Annotated in this window: 14 protein-coding genes; 2 read left to right on the top strand and 12 right to left on the bottom strand. The window is 38.0% G+C overall.

Features of this window, described 5'->3' with window-relative positions:
- The first annotated feature begins 244 nt into the window (after positions 1 to 244).
- Positions 245 to 559 (top strand): helix-turn-helix domain-containing protein, encoded by a 315-nt coding sequence (locus tag ACTNC6_RS06680; protein WP_441043562.1) that lies wholly within the window; start codon positions 245 to 247, stop codon positions 557 to 559.
- A gap of 540 nt (positions 560 to 1,099) precedes the next feature.
- Here ACTNC6_RS06680 and ACTNC6_RS06675 read toward each other — a convergent pair.
- Entirely contained in the window at positions 1,100 to 1,855 is a 756-nt protein-coding gene (locus ACTNC6_RS06675; protein WP_441043561.1) for a hypothetical protein, read from the bottom strand.
- 441 nt (positions 1,856 to 2,296) lie between these two features.
- On the opposite strand from ACTNC6_RS06675, the gene ACTNC6_RS06670 reads away from it, so the two are divergent.
- Positions 2,297 to 2,611 carry a helix-turn-helix domain-containing protein gene (locus ACTNC6_RS06670; RefSeq protein WP_441043560.1) on the top strand — a complete coding sequence of 105 codons (315 nt, stop codon included), beginning with the start codon at positions 2,297 to 2,299 and terminating at the stop codon, positions 2,609 to 2,611.
- A 299-nt stretch (positions 2,612 to 2,910) separates the two neighbouring features.
- Here the strand turns inward: ACTNC6_RS06670 and ACTNC6_RS06665 are convergent, their stop codons facing one another.
- From ACTNC6_RS06665 to ACTNC6_RS06615, 11 genes are all read right to left on the bottom strand, one after another.
- A complete protein-coding gene (locus ACTNC6_RS06665; RefSeq protein ID WP_441043558.1) occupies positions 2,911 to 5,796 on the bottom strand; it encodes a hypothetical protein in 2,886 nt (961 codons plus the stop codon).
- Positions 5,797 to 5,799: 3 nt separating this feature from the next.
- A complete protein-coding gene (locus tag ACTNC6_RS06660) occupies positions 5,800 to 6,426 on the bottom strand; it encodes a hypothetical protein (RefSeq protein ID WP_441043557.1) in 627 nt (208 codons plus the stop codon).
- A gap of 109 nt (positions 6,427 to 6,535) precedes the next feature.
- Entirely contained in the window at positions 6,536 to 7,498 is a 963-nt protein-coding gene (locus tag ACTNC6_RS06655) for an RICIN domain-containing protein (RefSeq protein WP_441043555.1), read from the bottom strand.
- Between the two features lie 106 nt (positions 7,499 to 7,604).
- Entirely contained in the window at positions 7,605 to 8,312 is a 708-nt protein-coding gene (locus ACTNC6_RS06650; protein WP_441043553.1) for a hypothetical protein, read from the bottom strand.
- Positions 8,313 to 8,316: 4 nt separating this feature from the next.
- Positions 8,317 to 10,254: an SPFH domain-containing protein gene (locus ACTNC6_RS06645; RefSeq protein WP_441043552.1), complete on the bottom strand. Its 1,938-nt coding sequence runs from the start codon at positions 10,252 to 10,254 to the stop codon at positions 8,317 to 8,319.
- A 35-nt stretch (positions 10,255 to 10,289) separates the two neighbouring features.
- Positions 10,290 to 12,110, bottom strand: coding sequence for a TIR domain-containing protein (locus ACTNC6_RS06640; protein WP_441043550.1), 1,821 nt, complete (start codon positions 12,108 to 12,110; stop codon positions 10,290 to 10,292).
- A 72-nt stretch (positions 12,111 to 12,182) separates the two neighbouring features.
- Positions 12,183 to 12,647: a Crp/Fnr family transcriptional regulator gene (locus ACTNC6_RS06635; RefSeq protein WP_441043549.1), complete on the bottom strand. Its 465-nt coding sequence runs from the start codon at positions 12,645 to 12,647 to the stop codon at positions 12,183 to 12,185.
- 730 nt (positions 12,648 to 13,377) lie between these two features.
- Positions 13,378 to 14,337 carry an ABC transporter permease gene (locus ACTNC6_RS06630; RefSeq protein ID WP_441033391.1) on the bottom strand — a complete coding sequence of 320 codons (960 nt, stop codon included), beginning with the start codon at positions 14,335 to 14,337 and terminating at the stop codon, positions 13,378 to 13,380.
- A 12-nt stretch (positions 14,338 to 14,349) separates the two neighbouring features.
- Positions 14,350 to 15,846 carry a sugar ABC transporter ATP-binding protein gene (locus ACTNC6_RS06625; protein ID WP_055059728.1) on the bottom strand — a complete coding sequence of 499 codons (1,497 nt, stop codon included), beginning with the start codon at positions 15,844 to 15,846 and terminating at the stop codon, positions 14,350 to 14,352.
- An 11-nt stretch (positions 15,847 to 15,857) separates the two neighbouring features.
- Complete coding sequence (locus ACTNC6_RS06620) at positions 15,858 to 16,796, bottom strand: ABC transporter permease (RefSeq protein WP_026649979.1); 939 nt, start codon at positions 16,794 to 16,796, stop codon at positions 15,858 to 15,860.
- 158 nt (positions 16,797 to 16,954) lie between these two features.
- On the bottom strand, positions 16,955 to 18,097 hold the full coding sequence (locus tag ACTNC6_RS06615) for a sugar ABC transporter substrate-binding protein (RefSeq protein WP_186993978.1): 1,143 nt from the start codon (positions 18,095 to 18,097) through the stop codon (positions 16,955 to 16,957).
- Positions 18,098 to 18,249 lie beyond the last annotated feature (152 nt).

Raw genomic sequence — 18,249 nt, 5'->3', positions numbered from 1 at the left:
TATATGAATATAGGTTTTTAAATATCCTGCTCCAACTATATTTTTACTGCTCATTTTCGAAAATATATTCTCCATTTTGTACAAATAAGCAGTTTCTTTTATTATAATCTACTATTTATTAAACTTCAAATTTTTCCCTTGATCCGAATCAAATCATTGTATATCTTATTATAATTTATCAATCACTTTGATTATCTCACTTTGGTTTGAGATATGTCATATAATGTCAAAAAAGGAGTAAATTATGATAAACGAAGACAATTTCGCAAAACGCTTATCTCAACTCAGAGAAGCCAAACAAGTTTCCGCAAGGGAAATGAGTCTGTCTATCGGGCAGAATTGCAGTTATATAAACAGAATTGAAAATAAAAAAGCTTTTCCTTCCATGCAGTGTTTTTTCTACATATGTGATTATCTTCAGATCAGTCCACAGGAATTTTTTGATGATAAATCCCAGGCTCCCCACACACTCAAAGAACTGATGGAGGCTTCAAAAACTTTATCACCCAGACAGTTAGAACTGATTACTGATATTGTTTTGGAATTCCAGAAAAAATAAAATTCACCGGAAGGGAGGGCTAACCATATTCCCATTATAATCTATTTTCCCAAATTGGTAAAAAAGAGTTCTTCTGTTTCACTCTACATTGATAATAATAAGTTTCTGATAGATTGCCTGATATGGGCTTAAAATCTATAGATGTGTACAAAATTTTCAGTAAAGATGACTACCGGTTTTAAGAAATGTTTCAGAATCTCACATATTTTGTTCAAACTCTTCAAAAGAAGACACTTTGAGCAATAACTGAAACCATCGGTTAAGTTTTTCAATATCTGTTTCAGACATGATTTTTTCTCTTAGCTCAGACGGAATTGAAAATTTAGATTCAAGCGCAGTAAGAAGAAATTCCTGTTTCCCTCTGTATTTCCTTCTAATTTTCCTTCCTGTCTTTCATTCCGCATCATTTCCTCTAACAGCATATAGCGTTCCTCCATCCCACGATTCTGCTTGATCTTATCAATACTATCGTCAGATCTTTAAACTTTTTGGTTTCTATTCCTCTGTTCTTTCTGAAGCAGAAGAACTCTTTGGAGACTTCTAACATCCTAATTTCCAGAAATCCTCTGTTGTTTTACGTCCGGCAGATCCACTTGCCTTAGAATAACATTGCAATTTATTAGGCATGGATTTGTACCAACGGTAATTATTATAGCCCATAATATCTATAAAATATCCATATGAAGTCTGCTTCACAGATCCTATACCATATACTCCAGCCAATTTTCCATATGTATTTCCAACTAAGACATAATTTTCGTAAACACCAATGGAATATTTAAAAGACTTTCCCCACCATGAACCTGTTTTTATATTCTTGATCAGCTTCTTTACGGCTGTTTTTTCTTTTGAGGATAACTTCTCAAAATAATATGATTCTCCCTCTTCTCTTCCATGAAATACCACCATGCCTTTTTTAGGATAATAAGAAATTTTTTCTTTCGCTCCGGGTTGAAAATAATATATCTTCGGAGAATACTCATAGTCGTATGTGCCTATCTTATTTGCTGTATAGGTTTCATCCTTCTTATTCCCATTTAAATAATGATATGTTATTTTCAGCTTTGAAGATGAAAGAGGACATATTTTGATTTGTCTGTAGGCTTTCCCTGTCCATCTTCCAGTATCATTAATATTAAATCCATAAACATATGTTTTTGTTGTTTTACTTACTGCTTTCGCACTTTGTACCGTTGCACCATGCACCTGTGCAGCAAATGACACCAGCATTATAATTGCCAATATCGTACTCAACAGGATTTTTTTATTTTTCAATTTTCTTCCACTTTTAACCATTAACTCTTAGCTCCTTCTTTATTACAATTTAATACAAATAGTGGGCATTTATCATATATTTATTATAGATATTATAAACGGCTGTTTTTGATCACTTTTTCCCGTTAATCTTATAACCAGGAACAGGATAAGCACTACTTGTTGTATGAAAGTAATTAATCATTTCTTTTTCGTATAGTTTCCTGTTCCTCACATAATCATTCCATCATTCATCTGAAAACCTGTCAATTATCTACAAGTTTTGCTACCATCAGTCAAGCGGATATTCTCCATTTTGTACAAATAAGCAGTTTCTTTTATTATAATCTACTATTTGTTAAACTTCAAATTTTTCGCTTGACTCAAATCAAGTTATTATATATCTTATTGCAATTCATCAGTTGTTTTAATTATCCCATTTTAATTTATATATGTCATATAATGTCAAAAAAGGAGTAATTTATGATAAACGAAGACAATTTCGCAGAACGCTTATCCCAGCTCAGAGAAGCCAAACAGGTTTCTGCAAGGGAAATGAGTCTGTCTATCGGGCAGAATTGCAGTTATATAAACAGGATTGAAAATAAAAAAGCATTTCCTTCCATGCAGTGTTTTTTCTACATATGTGACTATCTCCAGATCAGTCCACAGGAATTTTTTGATGATAAATCCCAAGATCCCCACACACTCAAAGAGCTGATGGAGGCTTCAAAAACTTTATCACCCAAACAGCTGGAACTGGTTGCTAATATTGTTCTAGAATTCCAAAAAAGGTAATTAGCATATATCCTGCTTAGTCTTATCAATATTGTCCTGCAGATGTCTGACAAATGGATTTGCAGTTAAAATTCCTTCTGCACACCCGGTGTTTTCACATAATCAAAGTACTGCAACATAAACATCCAGACGAACCCCATGATATTCTGAATGATATACCATGATTTTTCCCGTCTGGATGTGTGCAAGCATATGTCCTTTCCGAAACAGATGAACTCGTTGGACTTAGTATGGCTCAAAAGAATGATTTCGGCAAGGAAGAGTTTTCTACACCTTCCTTACGATTTAATACGATCTTATCAAAAATCCAAAATTCTTTTACTTCCATTGTCATTGATATCTTTAAATAATTCTGTTCCATTAAAATTTACAAACTGAAATTTTTTTGTATCTTCTTCGCTATCGTCCGTTTTACTAAGCACCAGAGAATCTTTACCAATTTCCCATAATTCTTCATCTTCCTGAACAGAAAATAACAAATCACCTTCTGGATTATAGAAATTCGTATCACTTCCATCTTGAACCACAAGTATCCCATTTTCCAGATATATGTCATCAAAAATATTCGCTGCTATAGGATTGTCTGATTCTTCCATAGTATCTGCATTTACAAGACAAAGATATCCATTATCATCAGCGCCCTCTACGCGCATGGCAATTATATTTTTATAAACAGTTGTACAGGCTCCCGTATAATCTTTTACATAACGTTTATATTTTCCATCATACGTCTGGAACTTCTGATTTTTTATATCATATATTATAAATTTATCTCCACTGGAATGAGTTGCCAACATCAACACATACTGATCAGACCAGGACAATAATGAAGGGCAAAAAGACCAATCACTGGCATATTTTTGTGGTATAAATATGCTCTGTTCTTCTCCATTTTTGATTAATATCAATTTTCCCACACTGTCATCATCATGTTCTTCTCCATATTCAAAATCACTAACTAACGCAATCATATGATCTCTCACACCGTTTTCTATAACATGATAGGGCTCTACATGTATTTCTGATGTTTCCAATGAATATATATCAAAAAGAAATACACTCTCGTCTTTTAACTCATCATTCATTTTTTCATACAGAAAAATCCCATCTCCTAAGTAAGTATTGCGAAAAGACCAGTTGTCAAAGAACTCGTTTCCAATGCTATACGTTAGCACCGTCTTTCCATCCGGATCATGCAAGATATATTGGGTTTCTCCTGTATTTTCCCAATCTCCTTCGTCTTCCTGTTTCGTCCAGGTATAACCTGCTCCATAACTTACCACATCTTCTGCTACATACTGACTTTTAATATTGCCATTTATATCTATTACATAAAAAATATCTTCAAATTCAAACCAATTATACCCATTGTCATAATTCACATCATAAGCATATATATCTTCTTCATCGTAAGCTTCTGCTGTTATTGGTGTATAGAATATCAAATTACCCTCTCTATCTAAAAAGCCTTTGCAAGTCTCTCCATCTAGATAGAACAAAATAAATGAACGATTATCATAGTACGCTCCGGCATCTGTAATATCACTTAGAGTAATTAAATTATTATAATGCATATCACCATCATCAAAAGTTTTCTGGCTTTCTTCTGTGTATTCAGACTCAACACCTGATGTCGAATATTGATTCATCTGAAACTCTTCTATATTTTGAGGTATCTCTCCTGTCTGATCCTCAATCGTACATGTAAATCCATCCAGCCTCTCCTGTAAACTGTTGCTCATCCACTGACTGATTGCCTCTGATGAACAGGTAGTATCCCTTACCATCCGCAATATCCTGTATAGACAATCATTATTATCCACTGTCATATTGTCAAAACAGACCTCCGGACTGGCAAAACCAAGGGAGCAGAAACTTTCAAGTTCATTTCTATAATCCCCCTCAAAATTCTCCCAAAGCAAATCAATCGGAGAACCGCTGAAATAGAGTTCATCCGTTTCATCAATAACTTCCAGGTTTCCATCTTCCAGGCAGAATCCTTTAAAAAACCACTCCTGACCATCCCCTATAATTCCTGTATCATACTCTTCATAGAAAAATTCATAAGTCCCATCATATTCGCGAAAGAAAACAGAGTCCTCTTCTTTTACACACTTTCCATCAAGACAATTACGGTCTATTACATCCCCATATGAAGAAGATGTTGCTATCTCCTGATCTGAAGTAATTTCCCATGTTTCGCCGTTATTTTCCAAAATCAGAAAGTGCAGTACTTTTCCTAATTCATCCTGCATGCTATCATCATAAGAAACACTGAATATTTCTTCCTCGCCATCTCCATCAAAATCCATAGAAAAAGCTGCCAGTATTCCACTTTCTATCTCAGGATACAACGTACTGTAATTGTTTTCATCTCTTTGTAGACTTAAATTATATGTCTGACTTCCCATATATTGCAGACCAGATACTTCACCAACAATTTTGGCCGCATCAGAAATTTTATTTGTGTCAGTTACTTGCTCAGAGCCTTCATCTTCTTCATTAGCATCATATTGTGAAATTTCTTCAGAATCGTCTAACTCATAAAATGGAATTTCCTGCATGCGACTCTCAAATTCTGTCCATACTTCATCATCAATTTTCACACCTAAAGGATCCCCATTTTCATCTTCACCTGAATAGTAATACTGTCTTTCATACTTTCCGCCGAATTTCTTCACATCAACAGATTGTTTATGTATAGTGAAATTTTTTTCTACTTTGTCCTTTATCTGATATAAAGTATAACTCATATGGTCAGCCAGTCTCATGTTCACAACAATCCCATTACCTTTTGCCACATAGTACATTTCACCGCTGCCACCATTCTGCCAGTTATCTAACGTTCCAATCAGTTGTACCTGCGTATCTTCATAATGATAAAAAGTATATTCATAATGCATATCCTCAGTATTGAATCCTTTTACGATCAATTCTTTCTTCTGATCATCATTCACATCATAAGCACTATACATCATTGCATCCAGATTTTTCATATCAGCTGAATAACTTTTATCCAACAGAAATTCCCTGTATGCCGTTTCTTCTTCTGAATCTCCCATTTCTGCGTAGGTATCATTTGTTTCTGCACTTACATTCACTACGCATGATAGCATCAAACATAAAGATAAAGCTACCATCAACAGAATACAAAGCTTACTGTACTTTCTCTTCTTTTTTTGCATATACTAATTCTCCTGCATTTCTTCTTCCATTTCACTTTTCTCTGCATTTTTCAAAAGTAATATTCCAATTATTGTAATAATCATTGTCCAGACAACAGGAAGATATGTGCTTACTGAAGCGTCCCAGTATTCATATCTGAATATCCACTGTATCTGTACAATATGAAGAATGCTTTTTATAACAGCACCACCAATCAATCCATAAAACATCCATTTACTGTGCCGAGATTTAGATTTTAAAAAAAGTAAAAAATAAATTCCGGCATTTAAGACACAGACTGTAATCATCACAGTACCCCATATCTTATACCAGGAACTATAATATCCAAGATATTGAATACATGAACACGCAAAATAAATATATATAAAGCCAGCAAGAACGCTGTATAGCCTCAATGTACCCTGAGATGTCTGTAACTTAGAAAACCAGCTGCTTTCTTTCACCTTTTTGATATTTTTTCCTATATTCTTAATTTTTCCATCAAGTGGCGTTTCTTGAATCTCCGTTTTCTGCCTGTCTGAATTTTCCACAGTGCTGTCTGATTCTTTTCTCCCCTGTCTGCTTCCGCAATAAGGACATCTAATGAGATCATCTAATATATCTTTTCCACAGTTACTACACTTTTTCATCTCTATTTCCTCTTACACTTTTTTTAATTATAAAGATTGCTCCGAGACTAAGCTACGGAGCAATCCATAAATATTAATTCTGTGAAAAAAATTCCTTTTCATTTTGATATCATGTCATGTTTTTCATATTAAAATAGCTTTGACTTGGATATGGAATCTTCCACTGCAAATCACTTCTTTCACCACAAGCGCAGGTTTGAGTAATATTAATATTAGAAAAATCAAACCAAACTGTCTGTTTTATTGCATGTCTATGCAATCCAAATCTAACCTTGGATGGAAGTTTTATTGAAACAGTTTTCTTCTGTCCATATTCATCATATGTAATCGTAATAGTTTTATATTGTAATATAGTTCCTGACGTAATCATTTTCCCATAATTAGTCAGTTTCCCATCTAAATTATAACTTAATCTTGAAAATCCAACTGCTGACTGTTCTGCATATTGCATTTGCTTTGCCCATTCATCCAAATTTGAAAATGCCCCTAATGTCTTAGTAACATACTCAGTCCACGCATATGGCACCAGTCTAAACACTTGAGCTTTAGAGTTATTTCTATCCCATATTTGAATATTAGTTCCATTTTGTGTATTCGCACCATTTACATCCAAATATTTTCCGCATTTATTCTTAATTCGATATCCAGAAGAATATCCATTCGCACTATATAATTTCCACTGTTGTGCGCTGGTGTGATTCTGACTCCATTGATTCACATTAGCACCACGATAGGTATATGCACCATAAACGTCTATCGCCTTATTTGAACCTTTATTTACAAACGTGTAATATCCATTTCCATTTTTTTCAATACGAAATAATTGTGCATCACTTCCATTTTTCTCCCATAACTGAATATTAGCTCCATCGCTACAACTCCCACCGTTAACATCTACTACTTTATTTCTATCCAAAGCACTCTCCAGATAATAGTATTCACCCAAATAAAATGCCTGAGCCGGTTTCGTCATTATCAATGTCATAAATATTAACAAAATCCATCCCAAAACCATTTTAAGTACAAATTTTTTTAAAAGAACTATTTCTTTCTTATCCATTACTCTTACCATACTTTTTCCTCCTATCAGAAATCCAAATTAATGTTTATTCCTGTAATTTTATTACTTTTCTCTCTTTGTCCGTCTCTCCTTTCATTTTATTAATCACACTGCCGTCTCAAGCTTTGTTATGCTTTGCAATCCTGCACATAGAATTTCGTTCTTCAAGTAACTGCTGAAATTCCACACATTTGCTCTTGACTGCTGCAGTGTCATTTGCTTTTACTGACGCTTTTATTTCACCAAAAATACTATACAGTTCTGATTCAATGTCAAATACATCCGCCGAACTGGTGGGATCACTAAATCGCACAGCTTCTGATATTTTGTTTATGCAGGAAGCCATCTCTCTGTCGGTGACATTTCTCTTTAATGTTGTTGTCTCTGCATAAAGTTTACGCATAAATCCGACTTTTTCTTCATGTCTAATGTCCTGTTCTTCTACATAATTTCTTGTAGATTCCGCTGCTATCAATCCGATTCCAGCTGCGCCATATAGAACTACATAAACTATAATCGGAAGCCATATTGGAAAAATTAAAGTAACACCTGATATTAAAATAAATATCATTGCACATGCCGTTATGGCTGCGAGATACCGCAGACCTACGCTTATAATCGGCCATCCATATACTTTGCTGGTAACTGTCGTTCCCTTTTTCATTGCTATGCTTGAAATAGGTATCTGTGCAGCTATTGCTATCACGACAGCTATATCCGATATCAACACGACTGGAGTCTTATAAATTGGCAGAGCAAATACAATAACGTTAAACACGACCATCAATATTCCACAGATTGCCGGTATCTTCCATGACTGCTTCATATTATTACTCCTCCCTCTTCTTTCCACACTCCGGGCAGAATTTTCCGGTTATATTTTTTTCACCACAGGAACAATCCCAGATCAGCTTTTTCTCAGGACGTTTTGCACCACATTCCGGACAGAATTTTCCGGTAAGTCCTTTTTGGCCACATGCACAGTCCCAGGTTTCTTTCTTCACTGGTTCCGGTCGTTTTGCACCGCACTCCGGACAGAATTTTCCGGTAAGCCCTTTCTGTCCACATATGCAGTCCCAGGTTTCTGAATTTTCCGGTATCGGCTGTGGTTTTTCCGTGCCACATATATGACAGAATCTTCCACTAAGGCCTTTCTGTCCACATTTCGGACAATCCCAGGCTCCTGTTATTCCATTATGGATACTCTGTCCCATCTGAGAGGCAGATTCGGTCATCGGCTGCATAGCTTCTTTTGTCATTCCAATGACTCCACTCATCGCTCCCAGACCAACGCCAAGACTTGCAATGTCTCCAAGTCCACCGCTGCCTCCACCTGTCAATCCGTTCTTCATAGCACCTACACCTACCTGACGGGCAGTTTCCTGCTGATATGTATATCCTTTCATTCTCATTTCTGCTGCTTCTGCCTCTGCTTTCATACGATAAGCTTCTGCCTCAGCCTCTTTCTGGATCTTAAGCGCAGCTGCATCGCCCTGGGCTCCAATAATTTTCATCTGCGCTTCAGTCTGTGCCTCTACTGCCATTCTTTCTCTGGCAGCTTCCGCTGTTGCTTTTTTTACCTGCTCTTCTTTGACATTCAGAAACTGTTGGGAATACAGGGATTTCATTCTCATGTATTCACTGTACATCGGATCATCCGGATCATCTTCCGGAGTCAGAAAACGTGTAATATAGAACTCCGACATTGTTAAACCATAGTCATCCAGCCCTACATTGATTTTCTCTCCAAGTGTCTCTGACATCTTTTCTGTCTGAGCATCCAGTTCAAGAACACTGATGGATTCCTCTTTTATTACATTTGCAAGATAATTTTTTACTTTCGTTACGATCAGTGATCTGAAATACTTTTTAAATTCTCCGGGCTTTGAATCATAAGAACTTTTCTGCCTGGCTTTTTCAAATTCTTCCGGGCTTCCAAGATGCTGTTTCGCCTCAATAATCAAACCATTTGTAGTTCCCACACTTTTCAGAAGCAGTCTTCTGGAATCTGTAACCTTAATATTAAATTCACCGCTTGCGCCAATAGATACATGCATTCCGGATGAAGGGTCAAACAGCTTTACCTTTGTGTCAGTCCCCCACTTGACTCCCATAATCGTAGCCGTATTGATAAAATACACTTCACAGTGAAAGGTTGTTCTGGCATCTCCTGTTGGCATATGATAAATCTGATTCATTAAAGGAAGGTTCTGAGTCTCCAGCGTATATCTTCCAGGACCAAATAAATCCAGTGCTTCACCGTCTTTAAAGAAAACTGCTTCCTGACTTTCATGTACAATTAACTGTGTCCCTGTACTGAAATCCTCTAACGGATGCTTCCATATGAGAGTATTGTTATCGCCCTCATATTTAATTTCACTGATCAACCCCTGTTTTGCATATTGTTCTTTTGCAATTTCTCTTTGAACATCTATGTGATTATCACATACGGGACAGATATAATGTTCCGTCCCCTCTGTCACGCTTAGTCCAACTCCACATTCCGGACACTTAAAGGAAATCACTCTGTTTTCTGCACTTGGCTCTATTTTCTTTTTACATACCGGACATACAGGAATACTTTTTCCCTGATCATAAACTACTGAATTCCCACATCCCGGACATATGGCTGAGGTCATTCTTTCTGCTTTTACATTGATTACATTTCCACAGGTACAGGTTACTTTATTCTGTACCATACCTCGAAGTCCATTGTATGCCGTAACATACTGATTGCACTTCGGGCACATAATTGCAAATTTTCCCATTTTTCTTCTCCAGTATATTTAAATATCGTAATCTTTTAGAAAGACATTCTGTCCAGTTCATCCTGCATAGAAGATCGTTTCATCATAGACAGGTGTTCTGAAACCTCTTCAGAATTATTTTTCAATGATTGAATCTGTCCTTCCATCCATGTAACATTTTTATGAGTTTCTTCAATTTCATTTCTGTGTTCATTGGTCATCTCTCCGGCATAGCTGATTGCTGCCATCGAAGCAGTAATTGCATCCTCCTTTGGCTTTCCCATACATCCTTCAGCTATTTTTCGAGCAATAGGAATCAAAAACTTCTTTACTACAAATTTATAAAGAACAACCATCAAAATAATAGCAAATATACCATTTGCTGTATCACCGCTAAGCCAGAAACCACAGGTCCATGGAAGCAGAAGCAATAAAAACAAAGTCATAACTCCGTAACCTGCCACTTTTCCTGCTGCCAAAGCTTTCGTGCTTTTGTCCAAAATCTCCTGATTTGACTGTATATTTTCCGCAAAAGCACTGATCTCATTTTGCAGCATCAATATATGTTGTCGTTCTTCTTCCACGACTTTATTCATTGCATCTATTTTATTCTGTATAACATATTGCGCATATTCTTTGTTTTCATGAATAATTTTCTGATTAAAAGCTTTTAATTTTTTCTTTATCTGCGGTTCTCCATATTCAATTGCATGCCGGTAATCCGCTTCATCAGACAAAGCATAGGTTTCTTTTTCCAGATCATCAATATCTGACACTCCACGCTTAATCATCAATCTTCCCAGATATGCTCCTCCAGAATGCGGATCCACATTCAGCACCTGATTAAATACTTCATTTGCTTCGTTAAAATTTCTGTCCTGCAGACAAATATATCCTCTCTCAATCATACCTCCGGTATTGGTATTTCCCATGCCTGCTGCCGCTGAAACAGGAGCTACTTTCTTTCTGTTGCTATTCATAATCTTATGAATTCCGTGAAGCAGATCCTGCTGAAATCCGATTTTAGTTGCATCCTGTGCCTGTAAATGCCGTCCGTTAATTTCCTGCGGTATATCATATGGATCCATTCCTGCATATACGGGAATCAATGTTTTTGTATTTTCTTCTTCATCCATCATAGCCAGGTATCTCATCCACTCGTTGCGTACCCACGGAGCATTCATATGCTCGCGGCTGGTTCCAACAAGAAGCATAATTCTGGAACTACGCAGTGCCGAATAAATAATCGGTTCATAATCCTCTCCCAACCTGTTTTCCAGTGTTATCCTTGAAAAAAAGACTTTATATCCTTCCTGCGTAAGTCTTGAATAAATATCCTGAGCAATTACACTGTCTTCTGTACGCTGGCTGCTTCCTTCTTCCAGCTCTTTATAACTGATAAAAATATCAAAGGGCTCTTCCTTTTGAACAAGTTGGAAAATCTTTTTCTGAAGCTTTGCTATTTCTGCTGCTTCCTCCTCATGCTGCTTTCTGGCCATTGGTTTTGCTTTCTGACACGCCAGCTGATAATCAGAATCTTCAAAAATTGGTTTTGGAACAGTACGGTGACATGTCGGAATCATTTTTTTAGTTCCTGGATCTTCTACATACTCAATTCCATATCTACATAAAACCAGTCCCCAGTATGCCTCTGCCTCATTAGGAAACTCCTTTACCATACTGTTGTAAACATCCGCTGCTCTGTCAAAAAGATTATTTTTACGATACTGATTGGCTCTGTTATACAGTTCGGCTTTCCTTTCATTATTTTCCAGTGGCACAGTCTGGCGGCTGCCGCAGTACTCGCATTCACAAAGCCCGTTTTCTTCATCAATGATCTGCAGATCACCTTTACACATTTTGCATTTGTAAATCATCTGTTCTCCCCCTTGTGTTTATAATTAATTCTTTCATTTAGTTAGTCAAGCGGATATTCGCAATCCGCTTTGCTACTTGCTCATAATATCGCCCTTCTTTTTCAACATCCTGCTGAAACATTCCGGTGTCATATTTAGATATGAAGCCACATCCTTCTTATTTATCTTATCTATTAATTCCGGATATACTTTCAAAAAATATTCATATTTCTGCATCGGAGTACAGGTAAGTATCATTTTTCTGTACTCATATTCCCGTAACGAGGAAACTCCCTGCATACGATTACATATTAATGCTACTTCCAGGTTTTCCTTCGCCAGCCTATGTATAAAAGTTGATGAAATGCTCACAATTTCACAATCAGTCACTGCTTCCACTGTCAGAAATGAAGTCATATTTCTGTCCAGATTCATGATTCCCACTAGCGGTTCGCCTGCCAGATGAGCAAAACAATGAATCTGATGTTTTCCTTTTGGGTTTTTATAATAAGCTTTAACAATATCACCTGTTTTATATAAAAAAGAAATTTGCTTCACTTTTTCATTTTCCCGAGCAATCAACATCCTGGCTTTTAGTTTACAGATACTTGAATTTTCAGTAAGTTTTTCAAGTACCTCTTCAGATTTTATTCCTATTGTTTTTCGATAAAAATTTTTTATTCTATCCTTTTCATTACTTTGCGGTACACAAGACATATGTTTTTCCTTTTCATTCGTATTTTATTTCAAGATATATATAATCTCTAATATACAAATATGAGATTTTTAATATCCTATTCAAGTTGTAATTTTACTGCTCATTTTCGAAAATATATTCGCAATTCTATATAAATGAGCTGTTGTTTTTATTATAATCTACAATTTGTCAAATTTCAAATTTTCTACTTGATCAGAATCAAGTTATTGTATATTTTATTACGGTTCAGAGCTTAGCTGGACAGTAGCCATTGCAGATTCTACTTCTTTTAATTTTCCAAGATTATATTGTTATTGTAATGCCTAAAAATCCCCAACTCCCGCAGAACAATTCTGCGGGAGCCGGGGATTTTATGTAGGTATGAACATGATACACGAATACGTCAGATCAAGCGGATATTCGCAATCCGCTTCGCTACTTGCTCATAACCGAATAACTGCTTCGCAGTTTATCAGAAGGAGTTTGCACTCCTCCTGATACAAGCAAGTCCCCACCCACTGCTTATTGCTTTTCGCAATTGAAGCAGGGGACTTACTTGATTCGGTTATATAATCTATGTTTTACAGTCTCTTACTTAACAATCATACCAGTCTTTCTGTCACTGAAGATCGCTACTTCGATCAGGAAGATGATACCAAGGATCAGCTGCTGTAACTGTGTAGGCATCATCAGCATTACCAGACCACTAGAAAGTACTTTATATGTCATAACACCAAGGATGATGTTATAGAATCTTACTTTAGCACCGCCGTTTACAGGCATTCCGCCAAGTACCAGGGCGATCATGATCTGTGTTTCCAGCTGATTTCCGGCTGTTGATGTAACGGAACCTACTTTGATGGCATTTACAAATGCTGCAAGTCCTGTGATACATCCTGCTGCCACGAATACAAGGATCTTTGTAGTCTCTACACGGATACCTGCAAATCTTGCAGCTGTTTCACCTGCACCGATTGCTTTCAGTCTGGAGCCCAGACCTGTGTAAGTGAATACAAGATATGCCACTACGAAGATGATCACTGTAAAAGTAAGCATAAATGGCAGTGTGTTATATTTGGAAATATCACTTACTGCGTAAACAGGTGAATTAGTTGTTGCATAAGCACAAACTCCACGGAACAGATACATGGTACAGATTGTAACAATGAAGCTTGTGATTTTTCTCTTAACATTAAAGTAACCATTGATCAGTCCGATCAGTCCGCCAGTTACCACACCACCAATTGCTGCCAGAACCATGTTGTAATGGGAAAGGTAGCAGACTACGATGGAAGCAACACCAAGCATGGAGCCCTGGGAGAAATCCAGGCCACCCATTGTCATTACCATGAACACGCCGATAGATGAGATCAGCAGCATGTATGACTGGCTCAGAAGCAGTGATATATTTTTCGGCTGAAACAGTCTGCCGTCTGTGAGGAATGCAAATAATACACAGATGATCACAAATCCTGCGATAGGAAGGATCGTACGCACAATGGGACGTTCCAGAAATGGTACTTGCTCAGTTGATTTTTTTGTTGTACTCATTTTTTTACCCCCTTAAATCATATTGTCAATCAGATCTGTGTCTTTCAGATCCGGAGAGCGAAGGAATTCACCATTGATCTTACCGTCCTTCATGATCAGGATACGGTCTGCCATACCCAGAAGCTCCATGATTTCCTCAGAGATCATAATAATGGATTTTCCTCTTTTTCTCATATCGTCCATCATGGCATAGATATCAGCTTTAACTTTAACATCAATACCACGGGTAGGGGAGTCAAGGATAATCAGGTCGGAGTCCTTACCAACCCAGCGTGCAAGAACGACTTTCTGTTTGTTACCGCCTGAAAGAGCAGATACAAACTGGTCAACGCCTGTCATTTTTGTACTCATCTGTTTTGCAAATTTATTGGCAAATTCATTCATTGTCTTTGCACGAAGGAATCCATGAGTTTTCAGATCCTCCAGGGATGGAAGACAGATGTTATCGCCAATTGTATCATTAATGACCAGAGACTCATTGTCTCTGTCTTTGGAAGCATATGCAATGCTGTGTTTGATGGCATCCGGAATGGAATTGATCGGTGTGCCGTCTCCCAGAGTTACACTTCCCTGACGGAAATAGGAAGCTCCGAAGAGTGCCTTTCCAACCTCATGCATACCACATTCGGAAAGTCCTCCGATACCAAGGATCTCCCCTTTGTGGAGATCAAGGTTCAGGTTCTCAATCTGTCCTTTTACTGTCACGTTCTTAGCGGAAAGAACAACTTCGTCAGATACCTTTTCGCCGTAGTCTGTACGATAGTAGCTGTCGCCGATCTCACGGCCTACCATTAAGGCTTTCAGTCTGTCAGGTGTAGCTTCTTCCTTTGTGATGGAACCGATCTTCACACCATCTCGAAGTACGCTGATGTTATCAGACTGCTCAATAACTTCCTCAAGGTCATGAGAAATAAAGATTACGCAGTTTCCTGTGTCACGAACCTTGTGCATTACCTTGAAAAGCTCTTCACGACCTTTCTGACCAAGTGCTGTTGTTGTCTCGTCTACAACCAGAACCTTCGGATTAAAGTAAGTAGATTTTACAATCTCTACCAGCTTACGATCCTCGAAGTTGTAATCATCGATTACTTTAGTTGCATCAATATAATTGAATCCATAGCTGTCCAGATATTCCTGGGCTTTCTTGTTCATTGCTGCGGTATTTTTGATACCACATTTAGTAAACTGATCCTCGTTTCCAAGGAAAATATTCTCTGCTACAGTCAGTCCGGAAAGTGTTCCGATCTCCTGTACGATAATGGCTACACCCTGATGGTTTGCTTCAACCTGGTTTGTTGCGGTGATCTCTTTTCCTTCAAGAATAAACTTACCGGAATCTTTCTGGTAAATACCTGTCAGGCAGGATGTCAATGTAGATTTACCGGAACCGTTTTCACCGATCAGTGCGTGGATCTCACCTTTATTAAATGTAAAGGAAACGTTATCCAGGGCGTGTGTGATGCCAAAATGTTTATCAATATTTTCTGCTCTTAATAATATTTCACCCATAATCGTTCTCCTTATTTTACTACAAGACCTTTAACCGGTTTGGTTGTCAGTGCAACGATCACCAGCAGTGCAACACCTGTTACCACGTTCTGGATCGTAGTCGGAGCACCAAGTGCAACGAAACCGTTGAACATAAGCTGGATGATCATCTCACCGATCACGATAGCGATAACCGGATGGCCGTATTTCTTAAATGCCAGTCCAAAGAAGGTTCCCATCAGAGGAGTAAAGTTACGGCTCATAGAGGAAAGATTGGAAGCTGATGTCATGGAAGTACCAAAGCTGATTGTCAGGATTGCCTGAAGTCCAAAGAAGAAACCTGCAAGAGTAAAGGCTACAATTTTGTATTTGGAAACATTTACACCCATGTTCTTTGCAACAACTTCGTTGCTTCCGATTGCGTATGTATAAGTACCGATTTTTGTGTATTTCAGAATGAATGCACAGAGCAGATATGCGATCAGTGCCAGAATCAGGTTAACCGGATAATCACCGAATGCTCTGTAATCTGTAGAAAGGATTACGTTCTTTCCGTTTGTGGCATATACACTGAACGCCTCATATATCAGGGACAGGGCACATGTAACGATCAGGGAAGAAATATGTAATTTGATATAAACCACACCATTGATGAGACCAATGATCGTACCACAGATCAGCGGTGCAATGATAAGACCGGCATAACCGAATTTCTCACTTGCATTGCAGGCGATAATGGATGAAAGTACGATATTGGCACCAACACTCATATCGAAAGGTCCCATTACGCAGATAAAGTAGAGGCCACATCCGCCAACTGCGTAAATTAATGCTGATTTCATGTAAGTGGCCAGTTTCTCCGGGGAACCGAAAGTAGTCGGTGCAAGTACTTTAAATACTGCCCAGAAAACTACAAGCATAAGAACCAGAAGGCCGATTCCATAATACTGGCTTTGTTTGAGTTTTTTCATAACCATTCTCCTTATCCAATTCTTCGCCCGCCAAAAGCAGGAGGTCAGACGCTTCCTCAGGGTTTGGCCTTTTGCTTCGAGCGGGCACTGACAATTACCTCTTAAAAGTTTCTCCACTGCCCTTTGGAGAAAAGGCAGTGGAGCATAAGTTCATCATATTAGTTGCTGTGACGGGAAATAACATCATCAATAGAAAGTGATGTAGCTGCTTTGTTCAGATCATCAAAGCTGTATCCTGCTAATTCCACAAGCTCTTCATCTGTATATGGATCATCATCTACAAAGTATTTCTTGTAGTTTTCATAGTCTTCGGAAGAAGATACATACAGATATGGGAACTGGATTTCGTATCCGAAGGATCCTTCCTCTTTTACATAGTTGCCTTTGATTGCGTTATATGTGATAAGGAATGCATATAACGGGTCGCAGAAGTGTCCGCCTGATTCAGCAAACATTCCGCCTGATTCAAGCTGCTCGCCAAGGTCATCAAGGAAGTCTGTGGAAACAACGTCGATCTTTCCTGTAAGTCCTTCGTTTGCCAGAGCACCGATGGAACCAACAAGCGGGTCACCGCCGCCACCTGCAACGATCAGAGCGTCCATATCAGGGTTGGAGTTGTAAAGGGAAAGAGCTGCTGCTGCACCTTCTTCAGAAGATGTGTTAGCATATACAGGCTCTGTCATTGTTGCCTGATCATCCGGGTTAGCTTCATTCCATTCGTCAACTGCCTGTTTGTAACCTTTCCATCTCTGCTGGAAGGTAGCATCACCAACTGTCCATGCTTCAAGACCGATGTTTCTGTCACCGTTCTCAAGAAGCAGGTTAACCAGTGTGTATCCGTTTGTTACTTCGTCTTCATGAACTGCTCCAAGATAGTACTGGGAGTTGCATGCTGTCTGGTATACTTCCGGGCTGTTCTCTTCAGAGATGATACGGTAAAACTGTGTAAGGTAAACCTGGTTTGCATCGCAGGTCTGGATTGCAGATGTCATTTCAGAGTCTGCGGAGTTACAGATTACGATACCATTACATCCTGCTGCACAAAGCTGTTCAACAGAAGCTGTAACCTGCTCAGATACGTGACCCTGGTCAACGTACATTACATTAACACCAAGAGCATCCGCTGCTTTGTCAATGATTTTCTTACTCTGGCTTCCAAGTACGTCTGTGGAACTCCAGATAGAAACACCGATTGTAATATCATCGTCAGCTGCCTGTGTGGTAACTGCACTTACTGGTAAGGAACCAATCATTGCTGCTGTTGCTGCGATAGCAACTGCTTTTCTCATTCTTTTTTTCATGTTGTAAAAGCCTCCTTGATAAAATTTGGTTTCTTGATTTTGTGAACGGAAATTATGTTTTCGTGCTCTCCGTTCCTCTGTGACTATATTAAACCATATTTTGCCTTTGGTCAGTTAGGACATATTTGGAAAATTTTGTTGCACATTCTTGA

The organism is Blautia sp. HCP3S3_C4, from assembly GCF_052064095.1.
Taxonomy (GTDB): Bacteria; Bacillota; Clostridia; order Lachnospirales; family Lachnospiraceae; genus Blautia_A.
Note: the sequence above shows the minus strand (reverse complement) of the source record. Positions and strands in the feature narration are given on the sequence as shown.

What these genes read in the sequence shown, in the direction of transcription:
- ACTNC6_RS06680 (WP_441043562.1), top strand. Translation starts at nt 245, where the DNA reads ATGATAAACGAAGACAATTTCGCAAAACGCTTATCTCAACTCAGAGAA.
- ACTNC6_RS06675 (WP_441043561.1), bottom strand. Translation starts at nt 1,855, where the DNA reads ATGGTTAAAAGTGGAAGAAAATTGAAAAATAAAAAAATCCTGTTGAGT.
- ACTNC6_RS06670 (WP_441043560.1), top strand. Translation starts at nt 2,297, where the DNA reads ATGATAAACGAAGACAATTTCGCAGAACGCTTATCCCAGCTCAGAGAA.
- ACTNC6_RS06665 (WP_441043558.1), bottom strand. Translation starts at nt 5,796, where the DNA reads ATGCAAAAAAAGAAGAGAAAGTACAGTAAGCTTTGTATTCTGTTGATG.
- ACTNC6_RS06660 (WP_441043557.1), bottom strand. Translation starts at nt 6,426, where the DNA reads ATGAAAAAGTGTAGTAACTGTGGAAAAGATATATTAGATGATCTCATT.
- ACTNC6_RS06655 (WP_441043555.1), bottom strand. Translation starts at nt 7,498, where the DNA reads ATGGTAAGAGTAATGGATAAGAAAGAAATAGTTCTTTTAAAAAAATTT.
- ACTNC6_RS06650 (WP_441043553.1), bottom strand. Translation starts at nt 8,312, where the DNA reads ATGAAGCAGTCATGGAAGATACCGGCAATCTGTGGAATATTGATGGTC.
- ACTNC6_RS06645 (WP_441043552.1), bottom strand. Translation starts at nt 10,254, where the DNA reads ATGGGAAAATTTGCAATTATGTGCCCGAAGTGCAATCAGTATGTTACG.
- ACTNC6_RS06640 (WP_441043550.1), bottom strand. Translation starts at nt 12,110, where the DNA reads ATGATTTACAAATGCAAAATGTGTAAAGGTGATCTGCAGATCATTGAT.
- ACTNC6_RS06630 (WP_441033391.1), bottom strand. Translation starts at nt 14,337, where the DNA reads ATGAGTACAACAAAAAAATCAACTGAGCAAGTACCATTTCTGGAACGT.
- ACTNC6_RS06625 (WP_055059728.1), bottom strand. Translation starts at nt 15,846, where the DNA reads ATGGGTGAAATATTATTAAGAGCAGAAAATATTGATAAACATTTTGGC.
- ACTNC6_RS06620 (WP_026649979.1), bottom strand. Translation starts at nt 16,796, where the DNA reads ATGAAAAAACTCAAACAAAGCCAGTATTATGGAATCGGCCTTCTGGTT.
- ACTNC6_RS06615 (WP_186993978.1), bottom strand. Translation starts at nt 18,097, where the DNA reads ATGAAAAAAAGAATGAGAAAAGCAGTTGCTATCGCAGCAACAGCAGCA.